This window comes from Mycolicibacterium frederiksbergense, from assembly GCF_012223425.1.
GTDB lineage: Bacteria > Actinomycetota > Actinomycetes > Mycobacteriales > Mycobacteriaceae > Mycobacterium > Mycobacterium frederiksbergense.
Window position 1 is genome coordinate 1,331,960 of sequence record NZ_CP038799.1, and the last position, 15,324, is coordinate 1,347,283.

General features: G+C 67.0%; 16 protein-coding genes. 5 read left to right on the top strand and 11 right to left on the bottom strand.

All coding sequences use genetic code 11. The features are described 5' to 3' along the window. Positions 1-3: 3 nt before the first annotated feature. The 6 genes from mftF to mftA all read right to left on the bottom strand — a co-directional run bounded on the left by mftF (position 4) and on the right by mftA (position 5,104). Positions 4-1,416, bottom strand: a complete 1,413-nt coding sequence (mftF, locus tag EXE63_RS09420) for a mycofactocin biosynthesis glycosyltransferase MftF (RefSeq protein ID WP_168141722.1) — start codon at positions 1,414-1,416, stop codon at positions 4-6. Continuing rightward, positions 1,413-2,168, bottom strand: coding sequence for a mycofactocin biosynthesis peptidyl-dipeptidase MftE (gene mftE, locus EXE63_RS09425; RefSeq protein WP_168141723.1), 756 nt, complete (start codon positions 2,166-2,168; stop codon positions 1,413-1,415). The genes mftF and mftE overlap by 4 nt, the downstream gene beginning before the upstream one ends. Before the next feature lie 119 nt (positions 2,169-2,287). Further along, positions 2,288-3,472, bottom strand: coding sequence for a pre-mycofactocin synthase MftD (mftD, locus tag EXE63_RS09430; RefSeq protein ID WP_168141724.1), 1,185 nt, complete (start codon positions 3,470-3,472; stop codon positions 2,288-2,290). A gap of 5 nt (positions 3,473-3,477) precedes the next feature. Continuing rightward, the gene (mftC, locus tag EXE63_RS09435) at positions 3,478-4,710 is read right to left on the bottom strand and encodes a mycofactocin radical SAM maturase (protein ID WP_168141725.1); all 1,233 of its coding nucleotides are present in this window, start codon (positions 4,708-4,710) and stop codon (positions 3,478-3,480) included. Next, positions 4,707-5,024 carry a mycofactocin biosynthesis chaperone MftB gene (gene mftB / locus EXE63_RS09440; protein ID WP_210000404.1) on the bottom strand — a complete coding sequence of 106 codons (318 nt, stop codon included), beginning with the start codon at positions 5,022-5,024 and terminating at the stop codon, positions 4,707-4,709. The genes mftC and mftB overlap by 4 nt, the downstream gene beginning before the upstream one ends. Next, positions 5,009-5,104, bottom strand: a complete 96-nt coding sequence (gene mftA, locus EXE63_RS09445) for a mycofactocin precursor MftA (RefSeq protein ID WP_168141727.1) — start codon at positions 5,102-5,104, stop codon at positions 5,009-5,011. The genes mftB and mftA overlap by 16 nt, the downstream gene beginning before the upstream one ends. A gap of 104 nt (positions 5,105-5,208) precedes the next feature. On the opposite strand from mftA, the gene mftR reads away from it, so the two are divergent. The 3 genes from mftR to EXE63_RS09460 all read left to right on the top strand — a co-directional run bounded on the left by mftR (position 5,209) and on the right by EXE63_RS09460 (position 7,705). After that, positions 5,209-5,799, top strand: coding sequence for a mycofactocin system transcriptional regulator MftR (gene mftR / locus EXE63_RS09450; protein ID WP_168141728.1), 591 nt, complete (start codon positions 5,209-5,211; stop codon positions 5,797-5,799). Between the two features lie 98 nt (positions 5,800-5,897). Further along, entirely contained in the window at positions 5,898-6,422 is a 525-nt protein-coding gene (locus EXE63_RS09455; protein ID WP_168141729.1) for an RNA polymerase sigma factor, read from the top strand. Beyond that, positions 6,419-7,705 carry a VOC family protein gene (locus EXE63_RS09460; protein WP_168141730.1) on the top strand — a complete coding sequence of 429 codons (1,287 nt, stop codon included), beginning with the start codon at positions 6,419-6,421 and terminating at the stop codon, positions 7,703-7,705. The genes EXE63_RS09455 and EXE63_RS09460 overlap by 4 nt, the downstream gene beginning before the upstream one ends. On the opposite strand, the gene EXE63_RS09465 is transcribed toward EXE63_RS09460, so the two are convergent. Both EXE63_RS09465 and EXE63_RS09470 read right to left on the bottom strand, forming a co-directional pair. Beyond that, entirely contained in the window at positions 7,702-8,883 is a 1,182-nt protein-coding gene (locus EXE63_RS09465) for an NAD(P)/FAD-dependent oxidoreductase (RefSeq protein ID WP_168141731.1), read from the bottom strand. The genes EXE63_RS09460 and EXE63_RS09465 overlap by 4 nt on opposite strands. 56 nt (positions 8,884-8,939) lie before the next feature. Beyond that, positions 8,940-9,377 (bottom strand): Rv2324 family transcriptional regulator, encoded by a 438-nt coding sequence (locus tag EXE63_RS09470; RefSeq protein ID WP_105364537.1) that lies wholly within the window; start codon positions 9,375-9,377, stop codon positions 8,940-8,942. Between the two features lie 121 nt (positions 9,378-9,498). Here EXE63_RS09470 and ddaH point away from each other — a divergent pair, with 121 nt between their 5' ends. Together ddaH and rocD are read left to right on the top strand one after the other, a co-directional pair. Beyond that, positions 9,499-10,374: a dimethylargininase gene (gene ddaH / locus EXE63_RS09475; protein ID WP_168141732.1), complete on the top strand. Its 876-nt coding sequence runs from the start codon at positions 9,499-9,501 to the stop codon at positions 10,372-10,374. After that, positions 10,347-11,594, top strand: coding sequence for an ornithine--oxo-acid transaminase (gene rocD, locus EXE63_RS09480; protein WP_168141733.1), 1,248 nt, complete (start codon positions 10,347-10,349; stop codon positions 11,592-11,594). The genes ddaH and rocD overlap by 28 nt, the downstream gene beginning before the upstream one ends. A 10-nt stretch (positions 11,595-11,604) precedes the next feature. On the opposite strand, the gene EXE63_RS09485 is transcribed toward rocD, so the two are convergent. The 3 genes from EXE63_RS09485 to EXE63_RS09495 form a co-directional block, all read right to left on the bottom strand. After that, a complete protein-coding gene (locus EXE63_RS09485) occupies positions 11,605-12,459 on the bottom strand; it encodes a mycofactocin-coupled SDR family oxidoreductase (RefSeq protein ID WP_168141734.1) in 855 nt (284 codons plus the stop codon). Between the two features lie 86 nt (positions 12,460-12,545). Further along, positions 12,546-13,796: an arginine deiminase gene (arcA, locus tag EXE63_RS09490; RefSeq protein WP_168141735.1), complete on the bottom strand. Its 1,251-nt coding sequence runs from the start codon at positions 13,794-13,796 to the stop codon at positions 12,546-12,548. A gap of 28 nt (positions 13,797-13,824) precedes the next feature. After that, a complete protein-coding gene (locus EXE63_RS09495) occupies positions 13,825-15,279 on the bottom strand; it encodes a basic amino acid/polyamine antiporter (protein ID WP_168141736.1) in 1,455 nt (484 codons plus the stop codon). Between the last annotated feature and the right edge of the window lie 45 nt (positions 15,280-15,324).

Sequence of the window (15,324 nt, forward strand, 5' to 3'; positions counted from 1 at the left end):
ACTTCAGGTTCGGATCTGCGGCTTGAGTGCGCCGACGTGCCGTTCGCGGACCACGCCGGTCCACAGCCCGAGCCCGTAGGCGACATCATCGAGGCGCTTGAGCACCAAATAGCTCAGCAGGCCCACCCGATGGGTGTCCTCGGCGACGCTGTTGCGGCGGTCGGCCCAGTCGGCCAACCCATCGACGACGGCGGCGGCGAGCACGAGGTGCCGGCACCGCCGAAAGAACACCGCGGCCAGCAGTGCCACCGGCCAGTAGTGCCGGCAGATGGCCGATGCCACCTGCAGGCACGCGCCCCACATTCCACCGGCCGCGACCGCGGCCACGTCCTTGGGCCCGGTCTCGACCGCCTCCAGTGAGGCAGAGATACGCCTGCCGAAGAACGCCGCGACCACCGCGGCGACGAGATAGCCCGAGCAGGACCGGGTCGCCACCAGCAGCCAGAGCACCAGCATCCACCGCGACACCACCATCGGCGCCGTCTTACCCGGATGCCGGACCGCCAACGGCGCTGCGGACCGCCCGTAGAAAGCCTTGCGCTGGAACCATTCCCGCAGCTGGGTGCGGTGTTCGTGACCGACCAGAGCGATGGGTTCGTACCGCAACCGGGCACCGGCCTCGATGAACCTCCAGCAGAGGTCGACATCCTCGCCGGACTCCATGGTCTCGTCGAAGCCACCCACCTCGGTCAGCGCGCTGCGCCGGCAGATGATGGCGGCGCTGGGTACATAGGACACCGTGCCGTAGGGCACCACCGGCGCCTCCCGCATGCCCAGATCCAACGAAGAGCGCACGGCCTCGTAGCGGGCCACCGCATTGTCAGGCTCGTTCAGGCTGACGATCCGGGGGGCCACCAGAGCCACCGCCGGGTCGCAGAAATGACCGAGCAGCGCTTCCATCCAGCCGCGCCGCGGCACCACGTCGGAGTCCAGGAACGCCACGAAGTCGGTATTGCAGGCGCGCAGGCCGGTGTTGCGGGCCGCCGCCGGGCCGCGACTGCGGGCATGCCGCAACACCCGCACCTCACAGCGCGCGCCGTCGAAATCGGTGTCCTTCAGCGGTTCGGCGGATCCGTCGTCGACCACCACGACGTTCATCCCGCGCAGCGCCCGGACCAGCCTGCTGACCCCGAATATATTGTCACGCACCGGAATAACGACCGTCACATCGTGGTGCGACGGTCCACTGGGCGGACGCGGGTGTGCGACGGTGGCGTCGAGCAGAGTGCGAGCCAGCTGCGCGGACAGCGCGTCGTGGACCTCCAGGCGACCGTCGTCGATCATCGTCTGGGCCACTGGAGCCAGCCGCAGCAAACGCGTGGGCGAGCCGCCCAGCAACGCCGACCCCGCACCGAGCACCTTGACCCGGCGGTCCACCTGGACGGCGAACCCGTCGGGCAGGCGCGGGCCCGTCATGTCAGCATCCCGTGCCCGTTCGGTGTCCAGGCCAGGATTTTGCGGGCGCACCCGTCGACCATATCGGCAAAGTACCGCTCCCCCTCGACCGCGGTGGCGGTGGTCGGATCCCCGAGCACCCCGACCGCACTGACCGCGGCCACGCCACCGGCGCGCATGGCGGGCATCAACTCCGACAGCGGTGCGCTGTTCCCCGCCACCACGTTCTCGGTGTGTACCGCCTCGGGCGAAATATGTAGCAATACAGATGTTTCGGTGTGCCCCGCGTGCGCATCCGCACCGGGCACCATGCATGAGCTCCAGCTGACATCGCGCCCCTCGGCGCGCAGCAGGCCCACCGCCCCGGCCAGCGCCTCGACATTGCCACCGTGGCCGTTGACGAAGACCAACCGGGAGGCCCAGATGCAGGCAGACCGGCCGAACTCGACCAGCAACAGCCGTAGCGCCTCGGTGCCGATCGAGACGGTGCCGGCAAAACCCTCGTGCTCGCCGCTCGCGCCGTAGCTCAGTGCCGGCGCCAGCAGCCATCCGCCGCCGAGTCGGGCGGCCGCAGCGCGCGCGACGGCGGAGGCTATGCGGGTGTCGGTGTCCAGCGGCAGGTGCGGCCCGTGCTGTTCGGTGGAGCCGAGCGGCACGATGAGCGCCGGATACCCGTCGGATTGCTGATGACGCGAGGTGGAAAGCAGTCCGCTCGACGTCACACCGCCGAGCTCCCCGGGTACAGCCACCCGGTGATGGTAGGCCGAATTCACCTGGTATGCACCGATTGTTGGCGCATGCGCTGCAATTGATTTCCGCGGCTGTCGGCCACTCGGCGGACATCCGGTCACGTCAGTCACGTCAGTCACGCCCGTATCAGGCTACCGGCGTGTCAGGACTGCGGCACTCCGAGCGTGCGGGTGAAGCCCTCGGGGATCAGGATGTCCTCACGGGTCAGGTCATGGATCGACGACTTGCCCAGCCCACGCAACGCCGAGTCGATGCCTCCGGACAGGATGTCGAGCACGTTCTCCACACCGGCCTGTCCGTTGGCCGCCAGACCCCACAGGTAGGCCCGGCCGATCATGACTGCGCGGGCGCCCAGAGCGACGGCCTTGACGACATCGCTGCCGCGGCGCACGCCACCGTCCAGCAAAACTTCGACCTGATCGCCGACCGCGTCCGCGATGGCCGGCAGGCAACGGATCGCCGCCGGGGTGCCGTCCAGGTTGTTGCCACCGTGGTTGGACACCGTGATGGCCGAAACCCCGGCGTCCACAGCGCGTTTGGCGTCGTCGACCCGGACCATGCCCTTGAGCAGGAACGGCCCGCCCCACTGCTCGCGCAGCCAGGCCACGTCCTCCCAGGTCGGCGGCGGGGTGCCCATCCACTGGCCGTAGGCCTCGAAGAACGTCGGGCCCGCCTCACCGCGGCGGCCCTGGTTGGGAACCCGCAGGTCCGGCGCGCGCAGCGTCTTGGCGAAGCTGTAGAACCAACGCGGCTTGGTGATGACCTCCGGCGCCATCTTCACCATGGTCTTGAGATCCATCTGTTCCGGGATCTTGGGGCTACCCCAGTCCCGGCCGTGGCTGAAGCTCCAGTCGGTGGTCAGGATCAGACCGACCGCCCCAGCCTCCCGGGCACGCACCATGCGGGCCAGGATCTCGTCCCGGCTGCCCAGCCAGTAGATCTGGAAGAAGATCTTGCCGTTGACGGCGGTCACGTCCTCCATCGGCTTGCTCGCGAACGACGACAACCCCATCGCGGTGCCACGAGCGGCCGCCGCGCGCGCCACGGCCACCTCGCCGTCAGGGTCGACCGCCTGCACACCGGTCGGCGAGATGACCACAGGCATCGAAATGTCCTGTCCCATCACCGTTGTCGCCATCTCACGCTTCTCGGTGGCACCGATGACATGCGGGGCGAAACCGAGCTGGGAGAACGCCTCGACGTTGTCGGAGACCGACACCCCCTTCTCGCTCGCCGAGATCAGCGAGGAGTAGGCGGAGCGGGGCAGCCGTTTCTTCGCACGCTGTTGGGCGATGGCAACGGTCTCGAACCAGGTATCGCGAGCCATGATCTCTACACAGGACTTTCGTTACAGAACTTCTTGGGCGGGACGGTGAGCAGTTTGAGCGGGATCGGACCCTTTCTCCCGCCGGCGCGGGAGTGGTCGACCGAGGACTTCGGCTTGTCCCGCTCGGCGGCCAGGGCAGGTTCGCCGTACCCCTGCACACATTCGGGGTCGGGCCCGTCCATGGGCAGACCGGTGAAGAACTTGGCCGCCATGCAGCCACCCCGGCAGGAGTCGTAGTGCGCGCAGCCGCTGCACGCCCCGGCGGACTGCGGTTCGCGCAGTTCCTGGAACAACGGCGATTTCTGCCAGACGTTCTTGAATCCGGTGCCGAATCCGGTGTCCTGCAGGATGTTTCCGGCATGGAACTTGTCGTGGATGGCGAACGGGCAGGCGTACACATCGCCGATCGGATCGATCAGACACACCACCCGGCCGGCGCCGCACAGGTTGAGCCCGGCCAGCGCACCGGGCTCACCGAGCCCCGAGAGGTGGAAGAACGAGTCACCGGTGAGGACTCCCTCGCCGTGGGCGACCAGCCATTCGTAGAGCTGCACCTGCTGCACCGGGGTGGGGTGCAGGTCGTCCCACACATCGGCGCCGCGTCCGGACGGCCGCAACCGGGTGATGCGCAGGGTGGCGCCGTAGGTGTCTGCCAGTGCCTTGAAATCGTCGAGTTGGTCCACGTTCTGGCGGGTCACCACGACCGAGATCTTGGCGTCCTTGAAGCCGGCGTCCTTGAGGTTCTCCAGCGCCCGGATCGCCATCGCGAACGAACCGGGTCCGCGCACCTCGTCGTTGACCTCGGCGGTGGCGCCGTCCAGCGAGATCTGCACGTCGACGTAATCGGAGGCGGCCAGCTTGGCGGCGACCTTCTCGTCGATCCGGACTCCGTTGGTGGAGAACTTGACCCCGACATGGTGCTCGGTCGCGTAGTCGACGAGCTCCCAGAAGTCCGACCGCACAGTCGGTTCCCCGCCGCCGATGTTCACGTAGAACACCTGCATACGCTCGAGCTCGTCGATGATGTCCTTGCACTGTTGAGTGCTCAGTTCGCGGGGATCTCGCTTGCCCGACGAGGACAGGCAGTGCACGCAGGACAGGTTGCAGGCGTAGGTCAGTTCCCAGGTCAGGCAGATCGGGGCATCGAGCCCGTGCTCGAACTGCTCGACGAGGCGGGGAACCTTGGTCGGCTCCGGGACGGGCACGGGGAGGAGCGCCGGGGGCAGTACGGCGGTCATGGGGTCTCCTTGGCGACCAGCATGTTGGATTTCACCAGCACACTCAGCGCATGTAGGTACGGGCCTTGGGCGTCGTCGTCGATTCCGGCGGCGCGGCAAGCGGATCGGATGTCGGGGTGCTCGTCGAGCGAGTTGACCACCGCGACGATCGTCCGGTTCTTCAGGAAGGACAGCTTGCGGGTACCGAAGTGGTACAGCAGCGCCCCGAACGGCTCCGGCCGCACCGCCACCTGGTGGTGCAGCCGCCAGCCGCGATCGGGGTCGAACGCCACTGCATCAGCAGTGGGTGCGCTCACGATCAGTAAACCCCGCACATTCCGTCGATCGAGACCTCTTCGACGAGGGACTCGGTGACGAGCTGCGCTTCGGCCTCAACCTGCTGATTCTGGTCCATGGGGGATCGCACCTTTCTTGGCTGTGATACGTCTAGGTCATCGACATTTGTGACCTGGGTCGCAAGAATATGGCATCGAGTGCAGAAATGGAAGGGTGGGTTTCATGGCCAAGTCGTCCGGACCTCGTGTCGGTCGCCGGCCGTCGACCACCCAGGACCACATCTCCTCTGTCGCGCTGGATCTGTTCGCCAGTCACGGCTTCGACGAGGTCAGCGTCGACGATGTCGCCCGCGCCGCCGGAATCGCCCGCCGCACCCTGTTCCGCTACTACCCGTCCAAGAACGCCATCCCCTGGGGCGACTTCGACGCACACCTGAACCTCATGCGCGAGCTCCTCGCCGAGGGTGACCAGCGCGGCGACATCGCCGTGGCCCTACGCACTGCGCTGCTCGCGTTCAACCGCTTCGACGACGAGGAGCGGCACCGACAGCGTATGCGTCTGATCCTGGGAACCGATGCACTGCAAGCACATTCGATGACAATGTATGCCGGCTGGCGCACCGTGGTGGCCGAGTATGTGGCCCGCCGCCGAGGCGAGAAACCGGACGGCCTGGTCCCCCAGACCGCCGCCTGGACGCTGCTCGGCGTCGCCCTGACCGCCTACGAGCAGTGGCTGGCCGACGAGTCGGTCTCCCTGGAACAACTGCTCGGCGATTCCTTCGACGTCGTCGGCCGCGGCCTCACCTCGCTGTGATTTGTGGAGCCCTCGTCGGAACCATTCCGACAAGAACTCCACAAGCCGCAGGAAAGTGGGGGTGTCGGAGTTCGGCCTCAGACGGCGACGATAGAGATGTGAGCGTCGAATCGGGTCACCGCGATGCCCCTCGGGAGCTGTTGGAGCTCTACGACGAGGCACTGCCGGTCGTGTACGGGTACTTCACCCGGCGCTGCGGTGACCGCGCGGCCGCCGAGGATCTGACCTCGGACACCTTTCTCGCGGCCATGGATGCGGCGCGCAAACCGGCGCCGCCGCCGATGACGGTGCCCTGGCTGATCGGGGTGGCTCGGCACAAACTCGCCGACCACTATCGCCGCCGGCACGCTCACTTGAGCGTGCCGGTGGCCGAACTGCCCGAACCGGTCGATCCCGTCGACGTCTGGGATGTCGAGCTGGACCGCATCGTCGCCGAGGCGGTGTTGGCACGGCTGCCCGAGCAGCACCGCACCGTGTTGGCGCTGCGTTATCTCGACGACCGCTCGGTGAATGAATGCGCCGAACTGATCGGGCGCACCGTGCACGCCACCGAAACCCTGCTGGTGCGGGCCCGCCGCGCCTTCAGATCGCAGTACCCGTCACCGGAAGGAGGGCCGTCGTGAATAACAACAGGGATCCTTTGGCCGTGCTGCACGGCGACGAACTCCCGGTGGCACCCGATCCGGCGTTCGCGGCACGACTTCGGGCGCGACTGGAATCGGCCCTCACCCTGCCCGCCAACACATCAGGAGTTGTCATGAGCGGAACCGATACCGCTATCGCAGAACTGAATTCGCCCACCACCACCGCCCCGCCGCGGCCGGCGGCGATCCCCTACCTGGCAGTGCCGGACGCCAAGGCCGCCATCGCCTGGTACGTCGAGGCGCTGGGCGCCACCGTCATCGGCGAACCGATCCTGATGGGCGACGGCCGGGTCGGTCATGCCGAGCTCGCCATCGGCGACGGGGTGCTCTACCTGGCCGACGAATTCCCCGAGATGGGTCTCAAAGCACCTGCTCCGCAGGCCGTTTCGGTGAGCTTGATGCTGCCGGTGGACGACACCGACGCCGCACTGCAGCGGGCCCGCGACCACGGTGCCACCGTGCTGCGCGAGGTCTACGAGGACCACGGCTCGCGTGGCGCCACCATCGTCGACCCCGCCGGCCACCGCTGGATGCTGTCGGGTCCGATGACCGGCGCGCGGGTGCAGATCAAGCACGGCGATGTCGGCTACGTGTCGGTCAACACCCCCGATGCCGCCCGGGCCGCGGCGTTCTACTCGGCAGTGCTCGGCTGGTCCTTCGACGGGCACCACGTCGCCGGCTCCAGCCTGTCCATGGGCATCTTCGAGACGGCGGGGCCAAGCACGCTGTTCTGCTGCTACGCCGTCGACGATCTGGACGCCGCCCGCGAGGCCATCGTGGCCGGCGGCGGCACCGTCGGCGAACCCCAGCAGCGCGAGTTCGGCACCGTGCTGGACGCGGTCGATCCGTCCGGTGCACCGTTCGCGGTGTACCGGGACTCGGTGGGCACCCCACGACCGGCGCTCAACGGCACTGGGCCGGGCGAACTTTCGTACATCACGTACTTCGCCGAGAACTCCGCGGATTTCCGGGCGTTCTACTCCCGGGTGTTGCATTGGACCTTCGAGTCCGGGCGGGTCGAGGACGGTTGGGCGGTCCAGGGGTCACATCCGATGGCAGGCATGGCCGGTACCGCGACCACGGGCAGGCCTGCGCAGCCGTCGACCGTGCCGATGTGGACGGTCGAGGACATCGACGCCGCGGTCGAGCGGGTCCGGGCGGCCGGCGGCACCGTCATCGAGGAACCCTCGACGCAGGCGTACGGCAGGTCCGCGCTGTGCACGGACGACCAGGGCGCCCGGTTCTACCTGGGCGAGCTCTAGGCGGGAAGCACGTCGGCGATGGGGGCACCCGCGGCGATCTTGCCGCGGGCCTTCATCACCTTGCCCGGCATCCCGCCACCGACCACCGCGGTGACGACACCGTCGCGCTCGTAGTAGGCCAGGAACTTGCGGCCGTCGTCCTCGACGATGTGCACCACGTCATCGGCCGCGGGCTCGCCGAGGCACTGGATCTTGACGTCGTACTGGTCGCTCCAGAAGTACGGCACCGAGATCGCCGCGTTGCCCGGCTCCTGACCCAGGATCGCCGGCACCAGCACCCGGGCCTGTTCGGCCACGTTGCTCCAGTGCTCGACGCGCACCTGGTGGCCCACCTCGGAGCGCCAGGACGCCACATCGCCGATGGCCCAGACATTTTCGGCGCTGGTCCGGCCGGCGGCATCGCACACCACGCCGTTGTCCACCGCGATACCGCTGCCGTCGAGCCACCCGGTCACCGGATGCGAACCGATGCCGACCACCACGACGTCGGCGTCCAGTTCGGTGCCGTCGGAGAGCACGACCTTCTCGACCTTGTCGGTGCCGGCCACCGAGGCCACCCCGACACCGCAGCGCACATCCACGCCCTCGGCCTCGTGCAGCCGGGTCACCAGCGACCCGATCTTCTCGCCGAGCACCGAGGCCAGCGGGGTCGGCTGCGGTTCCACGATCACCACGTCGACACCGAGCTGACGCAGGCTGGCGGCGACCTCACACCCGATGAAGCCGGCACCGATGATGACGGCGCGCCGGGCGGTCGCGGCGTGCTCACGCAGTTCGGCGCTCTCACCGATGGAGCGCAGCACCCGGATGCCGTGAAGGTCCGGGAAGGACGGAATACGCTTGGGCGCAAGGCCGGTGGCGATGACCAGCTCGTCGTATCCGAGCGTCGAGCCATCGGCCAGGGTCAGCGCCTTCGCAGCGGTGTCCACTGATTGCGCGGCCGCGCCGAGGCGCAGCGTGATGTTGCCCTCGTCGTAGAACTCCTGCGGCTTGAGCACCACATCGTGCTCGGGGTTGCGCAGGACTTCTTTGGACAGCGGCGGCCGGTCGTACGGCAGGTGCTGCTCGTCGCTGACGATGGTGATCGGTCCGGTGTATTCGGCGCGGCGCAATTGTTCGGCCGTGCGGGCTGCAGCCAGCCCACCACCGACAATGACGATGCCCCCATTGGTTGCCACGTGGTGTTTCTTACACGATGGCGCGCTTCTGTAGTCCACCACCCCGGCGGTACCGGTCAGGACCGGGTGCGCTCGATGATGTTCGAGAGCACCACGATGCTCTCGCTGCGCTCGATATCGGCGCTGGCCCGGATGCGCTCCAGGGCGTCCTCGAGGTGGCGCATGTCGCGAGCCAATACGTGCAGGATGGCATCCGCGGTACCCGTCACGGTGGCCGCGCTGACCACCTCCGGGATGTCCACCCAGGCCTGGCGCAACTCGCTGGGTGCGATGGTGCCGTGGCAGTACACCTGCACATAGGCCTCGGTGGTCCAGCCGAGCGCATTGCGATCCACCACCGCGGTGAACCCGCGGATCACTCCGGTGTCGAGCATGCGGTCGACCCGTCTTTTCACCGCGGGCGCCGACAGGTTTACCCGCTGCCCGATCTCGGCGAAGGTCGCGCGCGCATCGTCGGTCAACTCGGCGAGAATGCGTTCATCGGTCTCGTCCACCGCCCATCTCCTCCCGTGAACAACAAATCGCTGCCCATAGCGCTTCGGCACAATGAATCGATACTACAGACGCAAGATACGGCGATTGATTGCTTCAGATAAGGCGAATACCGTCATATTCATGACGGTCTCCGATCTCACCGCCACTGTGGCTTCCCCCGACCCCAAACCCGCCCGCACACCTGTCCGCCAGGCCCGCACCCGCCACTTCGTGATGACGGCACCGCGCCACTTCGCCGTCGAATACGCCATCAACCCCTGGATGGACACCAGCGTCGCCGTCGATGTGGATCTCGCGCTGCGCCAGTGGGACACCCTGCGCGACACCTACACCCAGCTCGGCCATGTCGTCGATCTGGTGGACCCGGTCGCCGGGCTGCCGGACATGGTCTATGCCGCCAACGGCGGACTCGTGGTCAACGGCCGCGCGGTGGTCGCGAACTTCACCTTCCCGCAGCGCGCCGCCGAGGCCGACGCGTACGCCGCATGGATGTCCGCATCCGGACATCGACCAGAGCGCACCCGCCACCACAACGAAGGCCAGGGCGATCTGCTGGTGGCCGGGACAACGGTGTTGGCCGGCTATGGTTTTCGCACCGACAGGCGGGCCCACGACGAGGTGGCCGCGATCACCGGACTGCCGGTGATCGGCCTGGAACTCGTCGACCCGCGGTTCTACCACCTCGACACCGCACTCACGGTGCTCAGCGACGGACCCGACGTCACCGTCGCCTACTACCCTCCGGCGTTCTCCGGGGACGCCGTGGCCCGTCTGCGCGAACTGTTCCCCACCGCCATCGAGGTCGCCTCCGCGGACGCCTTCGTGCTCGGCCTCAACGCGGTCTCCGATGGCCGGCACGTCATCCTGCCGATCGGCGCGACCGGATTCGCCGGCCAACTGCGCGAGGCCGGATTCGAGCCGATCGGCGTGGATCTTTCCGAACTGCTCAAGGGCGGCGGATCGATCAAATGCTGCACGCTGGAAGTACATCCGTGACCGTCGTGGATGCCCGCAGCAGCAGGACAACCGCAGCCATCGCCCTCGACGAGCGCTACGCCGCGCACAACTACTCTCCGCTGCCGGTCGTCGCGGCATCCGCCGAGGGCGCCTGGATCACCGACGTGGACGGTCACCGCTATCTGGACTGCCTGGCCGCCTACTCGGCGGTGAACTTCGGGCACCGCAATCCGGTGATCATTGCAGCCGCGCACCACCAGCTCGACGCCGTCACGCTGGTGAGCCGGGCATTTCACTCCGACCGGCTCGGTCCGTTCTGCGAGGCGCTGGCCCGGTTGTGCGGCAAGGACATGGTGCTGCCGATGAACAGTGGCGCCGAGGCCGTCGAGAGCGCGATCAAGGTGGCCCGCAAATGGGGCGCAGACGTCAAGGGCGTTCCGGCCGGACGAGCCAATATCATTGTGGCCCGCAACAACTTCCACGGCCGTACCACCACCATCATCAGCTTCTCCGACGACGAGACGGCCCGCGGTGGGTTCGGACCGTTCACACCCGGTTTCCGGGCAGTGCCGTTCGGCGATGCGCAGGCCATGGCGGCGGCCATCGACGAGCACACCGTCGCCGTCCTGTTGGAGCCGATCCAGGGTGAGGCCGGCATCATCGTGCCGCCCGCCGACTTCCTGCCCCGGGTGCGCCGGCTGTGCACCGACAACAACGTGTTGATGATCGCCGACGAGATCCAGTCCGGCCTGGCCCGCACCGGCCGCACCTTCGCCTGCGACCACTGGGGTGTGGTGCCCGATGTCTATCTACTGGGCAAGGCACTCGGCGGCGGCGTGGTCCCGCTGTCGGCGGTGGTGGCCGACCGCGACGTGCTGGGTGTGCTGCACCCCGGCGAACACGGCTCCACCTTCGGCGGTAACCCGCTGGCCGCTGCCATCGGTTCCACCGTCATCGGCATCCTGGAGACCGGTGAATACCAGTCCCGGTCAACTGAACTGGGCACCCACCTGCACACCCGGCTGGCCGGCGTGCCCGGCGTCACCGCCGTTCGCGGCATGGGATTGTGGGCGGGCGTCGACATCGACGCACGATTCGGCACCGGCAAACAGGTGAGCCTGCGGTTGGCCGAACGCGGCGTGCTCGTCAAGGACACCCACGGTCACACCCTGCGTTTCGCCCCGCCGCTGGTCATCACCCGGGACGAGATCGACTGGGCGGTGGACCGATTCGCCGACGCGATGGCTTCCGGTACCTGAACCGGACCGTCTAGTACTTCATCACGCCGCGGTCGACGGCGATCTGGCTGCCCGACAGGGTCGATGACGCATCACTGGCCAACCAGGCCACCACATTGGCGACCTCTTCGGGCGGCATGAACGCCGCCAGGCCCTCGCTCTTGCCATCGGTCACCCGGTGGTACGGCATCGGGGCGAAACTGTGCAGGAAGCTGGGGTGCTTGCCGAACAGCGCGCCCATCGCCTCCGGTTCGATCATCGGGGTGTCGATGGAGTACGGGTGGATGGAGTTCACCCGGATGCCGAACTCACCGACCTCCAGCGCCAGCGAGTTGGTCAACGCGGTGAGGCCGTGTTTGGACGCCGCGTAATGCCCGTTCCCGGGTGTGGCCTTCACCCCCGCCGAGGAGCTGACAATGATGATCGACCCGCCGTTGCCGGCCTCGATCATCGCCGGAACGGTGGCCCGGATGGTCCGCCAGGTGCCGTTGAGGTTCACGTCGATGACGGTGTCCCACTGTTCCGGAGTGAGTTCCCAGAGCCGGCCCCAGCTCAGCACGCCCGCATTGGCGACCACGATGTCGAGGCGGCCGAACTGTTCGACCGCGTCGGCCACCAGTTGCTGCTGGGCTTCCAGATCGCGGATGTCGACGGCGCGGGCCAGCACCTTGCGCCCGGTGGCCTCCACCGCGCGCACCGTCTCGGCGAGGTCCTCGGCGGTGGCCGCCGGGTAGGTGACCGAGCTCGAGACCGGCGCGCAGATATCGGAGGCGATGATGTCGGCGCCCTCGTTGGCCAGCCGGATGGCGTGCGCCCGTCCCTGGCCGCGGGCGGCGCCGGTGATAAAGGCCACCCGGCCCTCGAGTGTCTCGCTTGCCGCCGTCATCTCCCCGGTCCTTCCCAAATAACCCCGTCGGTCCCGCGTCAGGCTAGCAGTAGAACTGAAACGTGTTCTAGTGATTGCGCCGGTATCTAGAACACGACGGGATCACGGATGATCGGGCAGGTCATACAGTGTCCGCCGCCCCGGCCCCGGCCCAGTTCGGCGCCGACGATGGTGATGACCTCGACGCCCGCCTTACGCAGCAACGAATTGGTGTGGGTGTTGCGGTCGTAGGCGAAGACGACCCCGGGTTCGACCGCGACAAGGTTGTTGCCGCTGTCCCACTGCTGGCGCTCCGAGTCGTACTGGGTGCCCCCGGTCTCGACGATCCGCAGTTCTGGCAGTCCCAGCGCGGCGGCCACCACTTCGGTGAACGGCTTGGTCTCCTCGATCACCTCGACACCGGGATCGCGGTCGCAGGGCAGCAGCGTGAACGGGGCGATGTTGTCCACGATGTCCGGGTAGATGGTGACCACGTCGCGGTCGGCGAAGGTGAACACCGTGTCCAGGTGCATGGCGGCGCGCAGTTTCGGCATCCCCGCCACGATCACCTTCTCGGCACCGCCGTTGGCGAACAGCTCGGCGGCCACCTGGGTGATGGCCTGACGCGACGTCCGTTCACTCATCCCGATGAGCACGACCCCATTGCCGGGGATCATGACGTCACCGCCCTCGATGGTGGCCAGTCCCCACTGTTTCTCGGGATCGCCCCACCACACCCGGGATCCCACGTAATCCGGGTGGAACTCGTAGATCGCCTTCATCAGCAGCGTCTCGTCCTGCCGAGCCGGCCAGTACAGCGGGTTGAGCGTCACCCCGCCGTAGATCCAGCAGGTGGTGTCGCGGGTGTAGAGCGTGTTGGGCAGCGGCGGCATCAGATACTCGGCGACCCGGGTGTCCTCCCGGGTCAGCGCGCGGTACCCCGACTGGATGTCCGATGGCAGGTCAAGGGTCGACATGCCACCGATGAGCAGTTCGGCGAGCCGGCGGGGCTGCAGCGAGTCCAGGAAGCCACGGGTGTCCTCGACGAGTCCGAGGCCCACCTCGTTGGCCGTGATCTTGCGGTCGAGCAACCAGGCCTTCGCCTCGGCGTTCTCCATGGTCTCGGTGAGCAGGTCGTGCAGTTCGACGACCTCGACATCACGGTCGCGCATCTTGTCCATGAAGTCGAAGTGATCGCGGCGCGCGTTCTGCACCCACAGCACATCGTCGAAAAGCAGGTCATCGCAGTTGGTCGGCGTCAACCGTTCGTGGGCAAGGCCCGGCGAGCACACCAACACCTTGCGCAGCTTGCCCACTTCCGAGTGCACCCCGTAGGCGTCGGATGGCTTGGCGGTCATACGTTCTCCTTAGCAGCTCGGGTGGAGACTAGATCTGAATCGCACCGGTGATCAGGCCGGATATCCCGCCGATCGCGCCGAGCACGATGACACCGAACAACGCTGCCTCGGCCGGCGTGAACACCTGCAGTCCCCGCTGCTTACGTGCCATCCGGTACAGCAGCGCGCCCGGGGCGTAGAGAATGCAAGACAGCAAGAGGTGATCCCAACCCGCGGCATACACCAGAAACAAGGTGTAGAACGTCGCCACTGCGGCGATCACCATGTCCGGGACCAAGGACTTTCCGTCGGAGTAGGTTTCCCGCGTGATGGTCAGCTTCAAGGCGTAACCGGCGGCAAGCAGATACGGGATCAACGCCAGCGCCGCGGTCAGATCGAGCATGAAGTCCAGCGCGTTGTCCGAGAACACCAGCAGGATCAGCAGCAGCTGCACCAGCCCGGCGGCCATGACCAGCGCGTTGACCGGAGCCCCGTTCGAGTTCTCCCGGGACAGAAACCTCGGCATATCGTCGGATTTGGCGGGTAGATACAGGATCTCGGCGGCCATCAACGTCCAGGCCAGGTAGGCGCCCAGCACCGAAATGATGACACCCACCCGGATGAGTACCGAACCCCAGGGTCCGACAACCGATTCCAGCACCGCAGCCATCGACGGCTGGGCCGCCCCCGCCAGATCCGACTGCGCCATCACACCGTAGGAGGACAGCGTCACGAGCATGAAGACCGACAGCACCGCCAGGAAACCGATCACCGTCGCCTTGCCGACGTCCTCGCGTTTCTTGGCGAAGCGTGAGTAGACGCTCGCGCCCTCGATGCCCATGAACACGAACACCGTGATGAGCATGGTGCCCTTGGCCTGCTCGAAAAGCGATGACCAGGAATAGTTTCCGTCGCCGCCCCAGAAGTTTCCCGTAAAGACATCCGCTTTGAACGCGATGACCACGATCACGATGAACATCAGGATCGGGATGATCTTGGCAAACGTCGCGATGCGGTTGATGATGGCGGCCTCTTTCACGCCGCGCAGGATCAGATAGAAGAACAGCCACACCCCGACCGAGGAGACGACCACCGCGATGACGGTGGAACCGTCACCGAGAGTGGGGAACAACGCCGGGAACAGTGACCCGAGGGTGGCCATGATCAACACCCAGTACGAGGTGTTGCCCGCACACGCCGATGCCCAGAATCCGAACGCGGAATTGAAACCGACATAGTCGCCGAAACCGGCCCGGGCATAGGCGTAGATGCCGGCGTCCAGATCGGGTTTACGGGTGGCCAGCCGCTGAAAGACGAAGGCCAGCATCAGCATTCCTGCACCGGCGATCGTCCACGCGATCAGCGCGCCCGCGACACCGGTCTCCACCCCAAAACGACGCGGCAGCAGGAAGACGCCCGACCCGATCATCGAACCGATGACCATGGCGGTCAGGGTCGGCAGGCTGACCTTGTTGTCCCTGACGTCGATTTCAGCTGCGGTCATGGCTCCCCACCGTCATCCCCGGGACTTTGGTCGCTGAGGCGGACG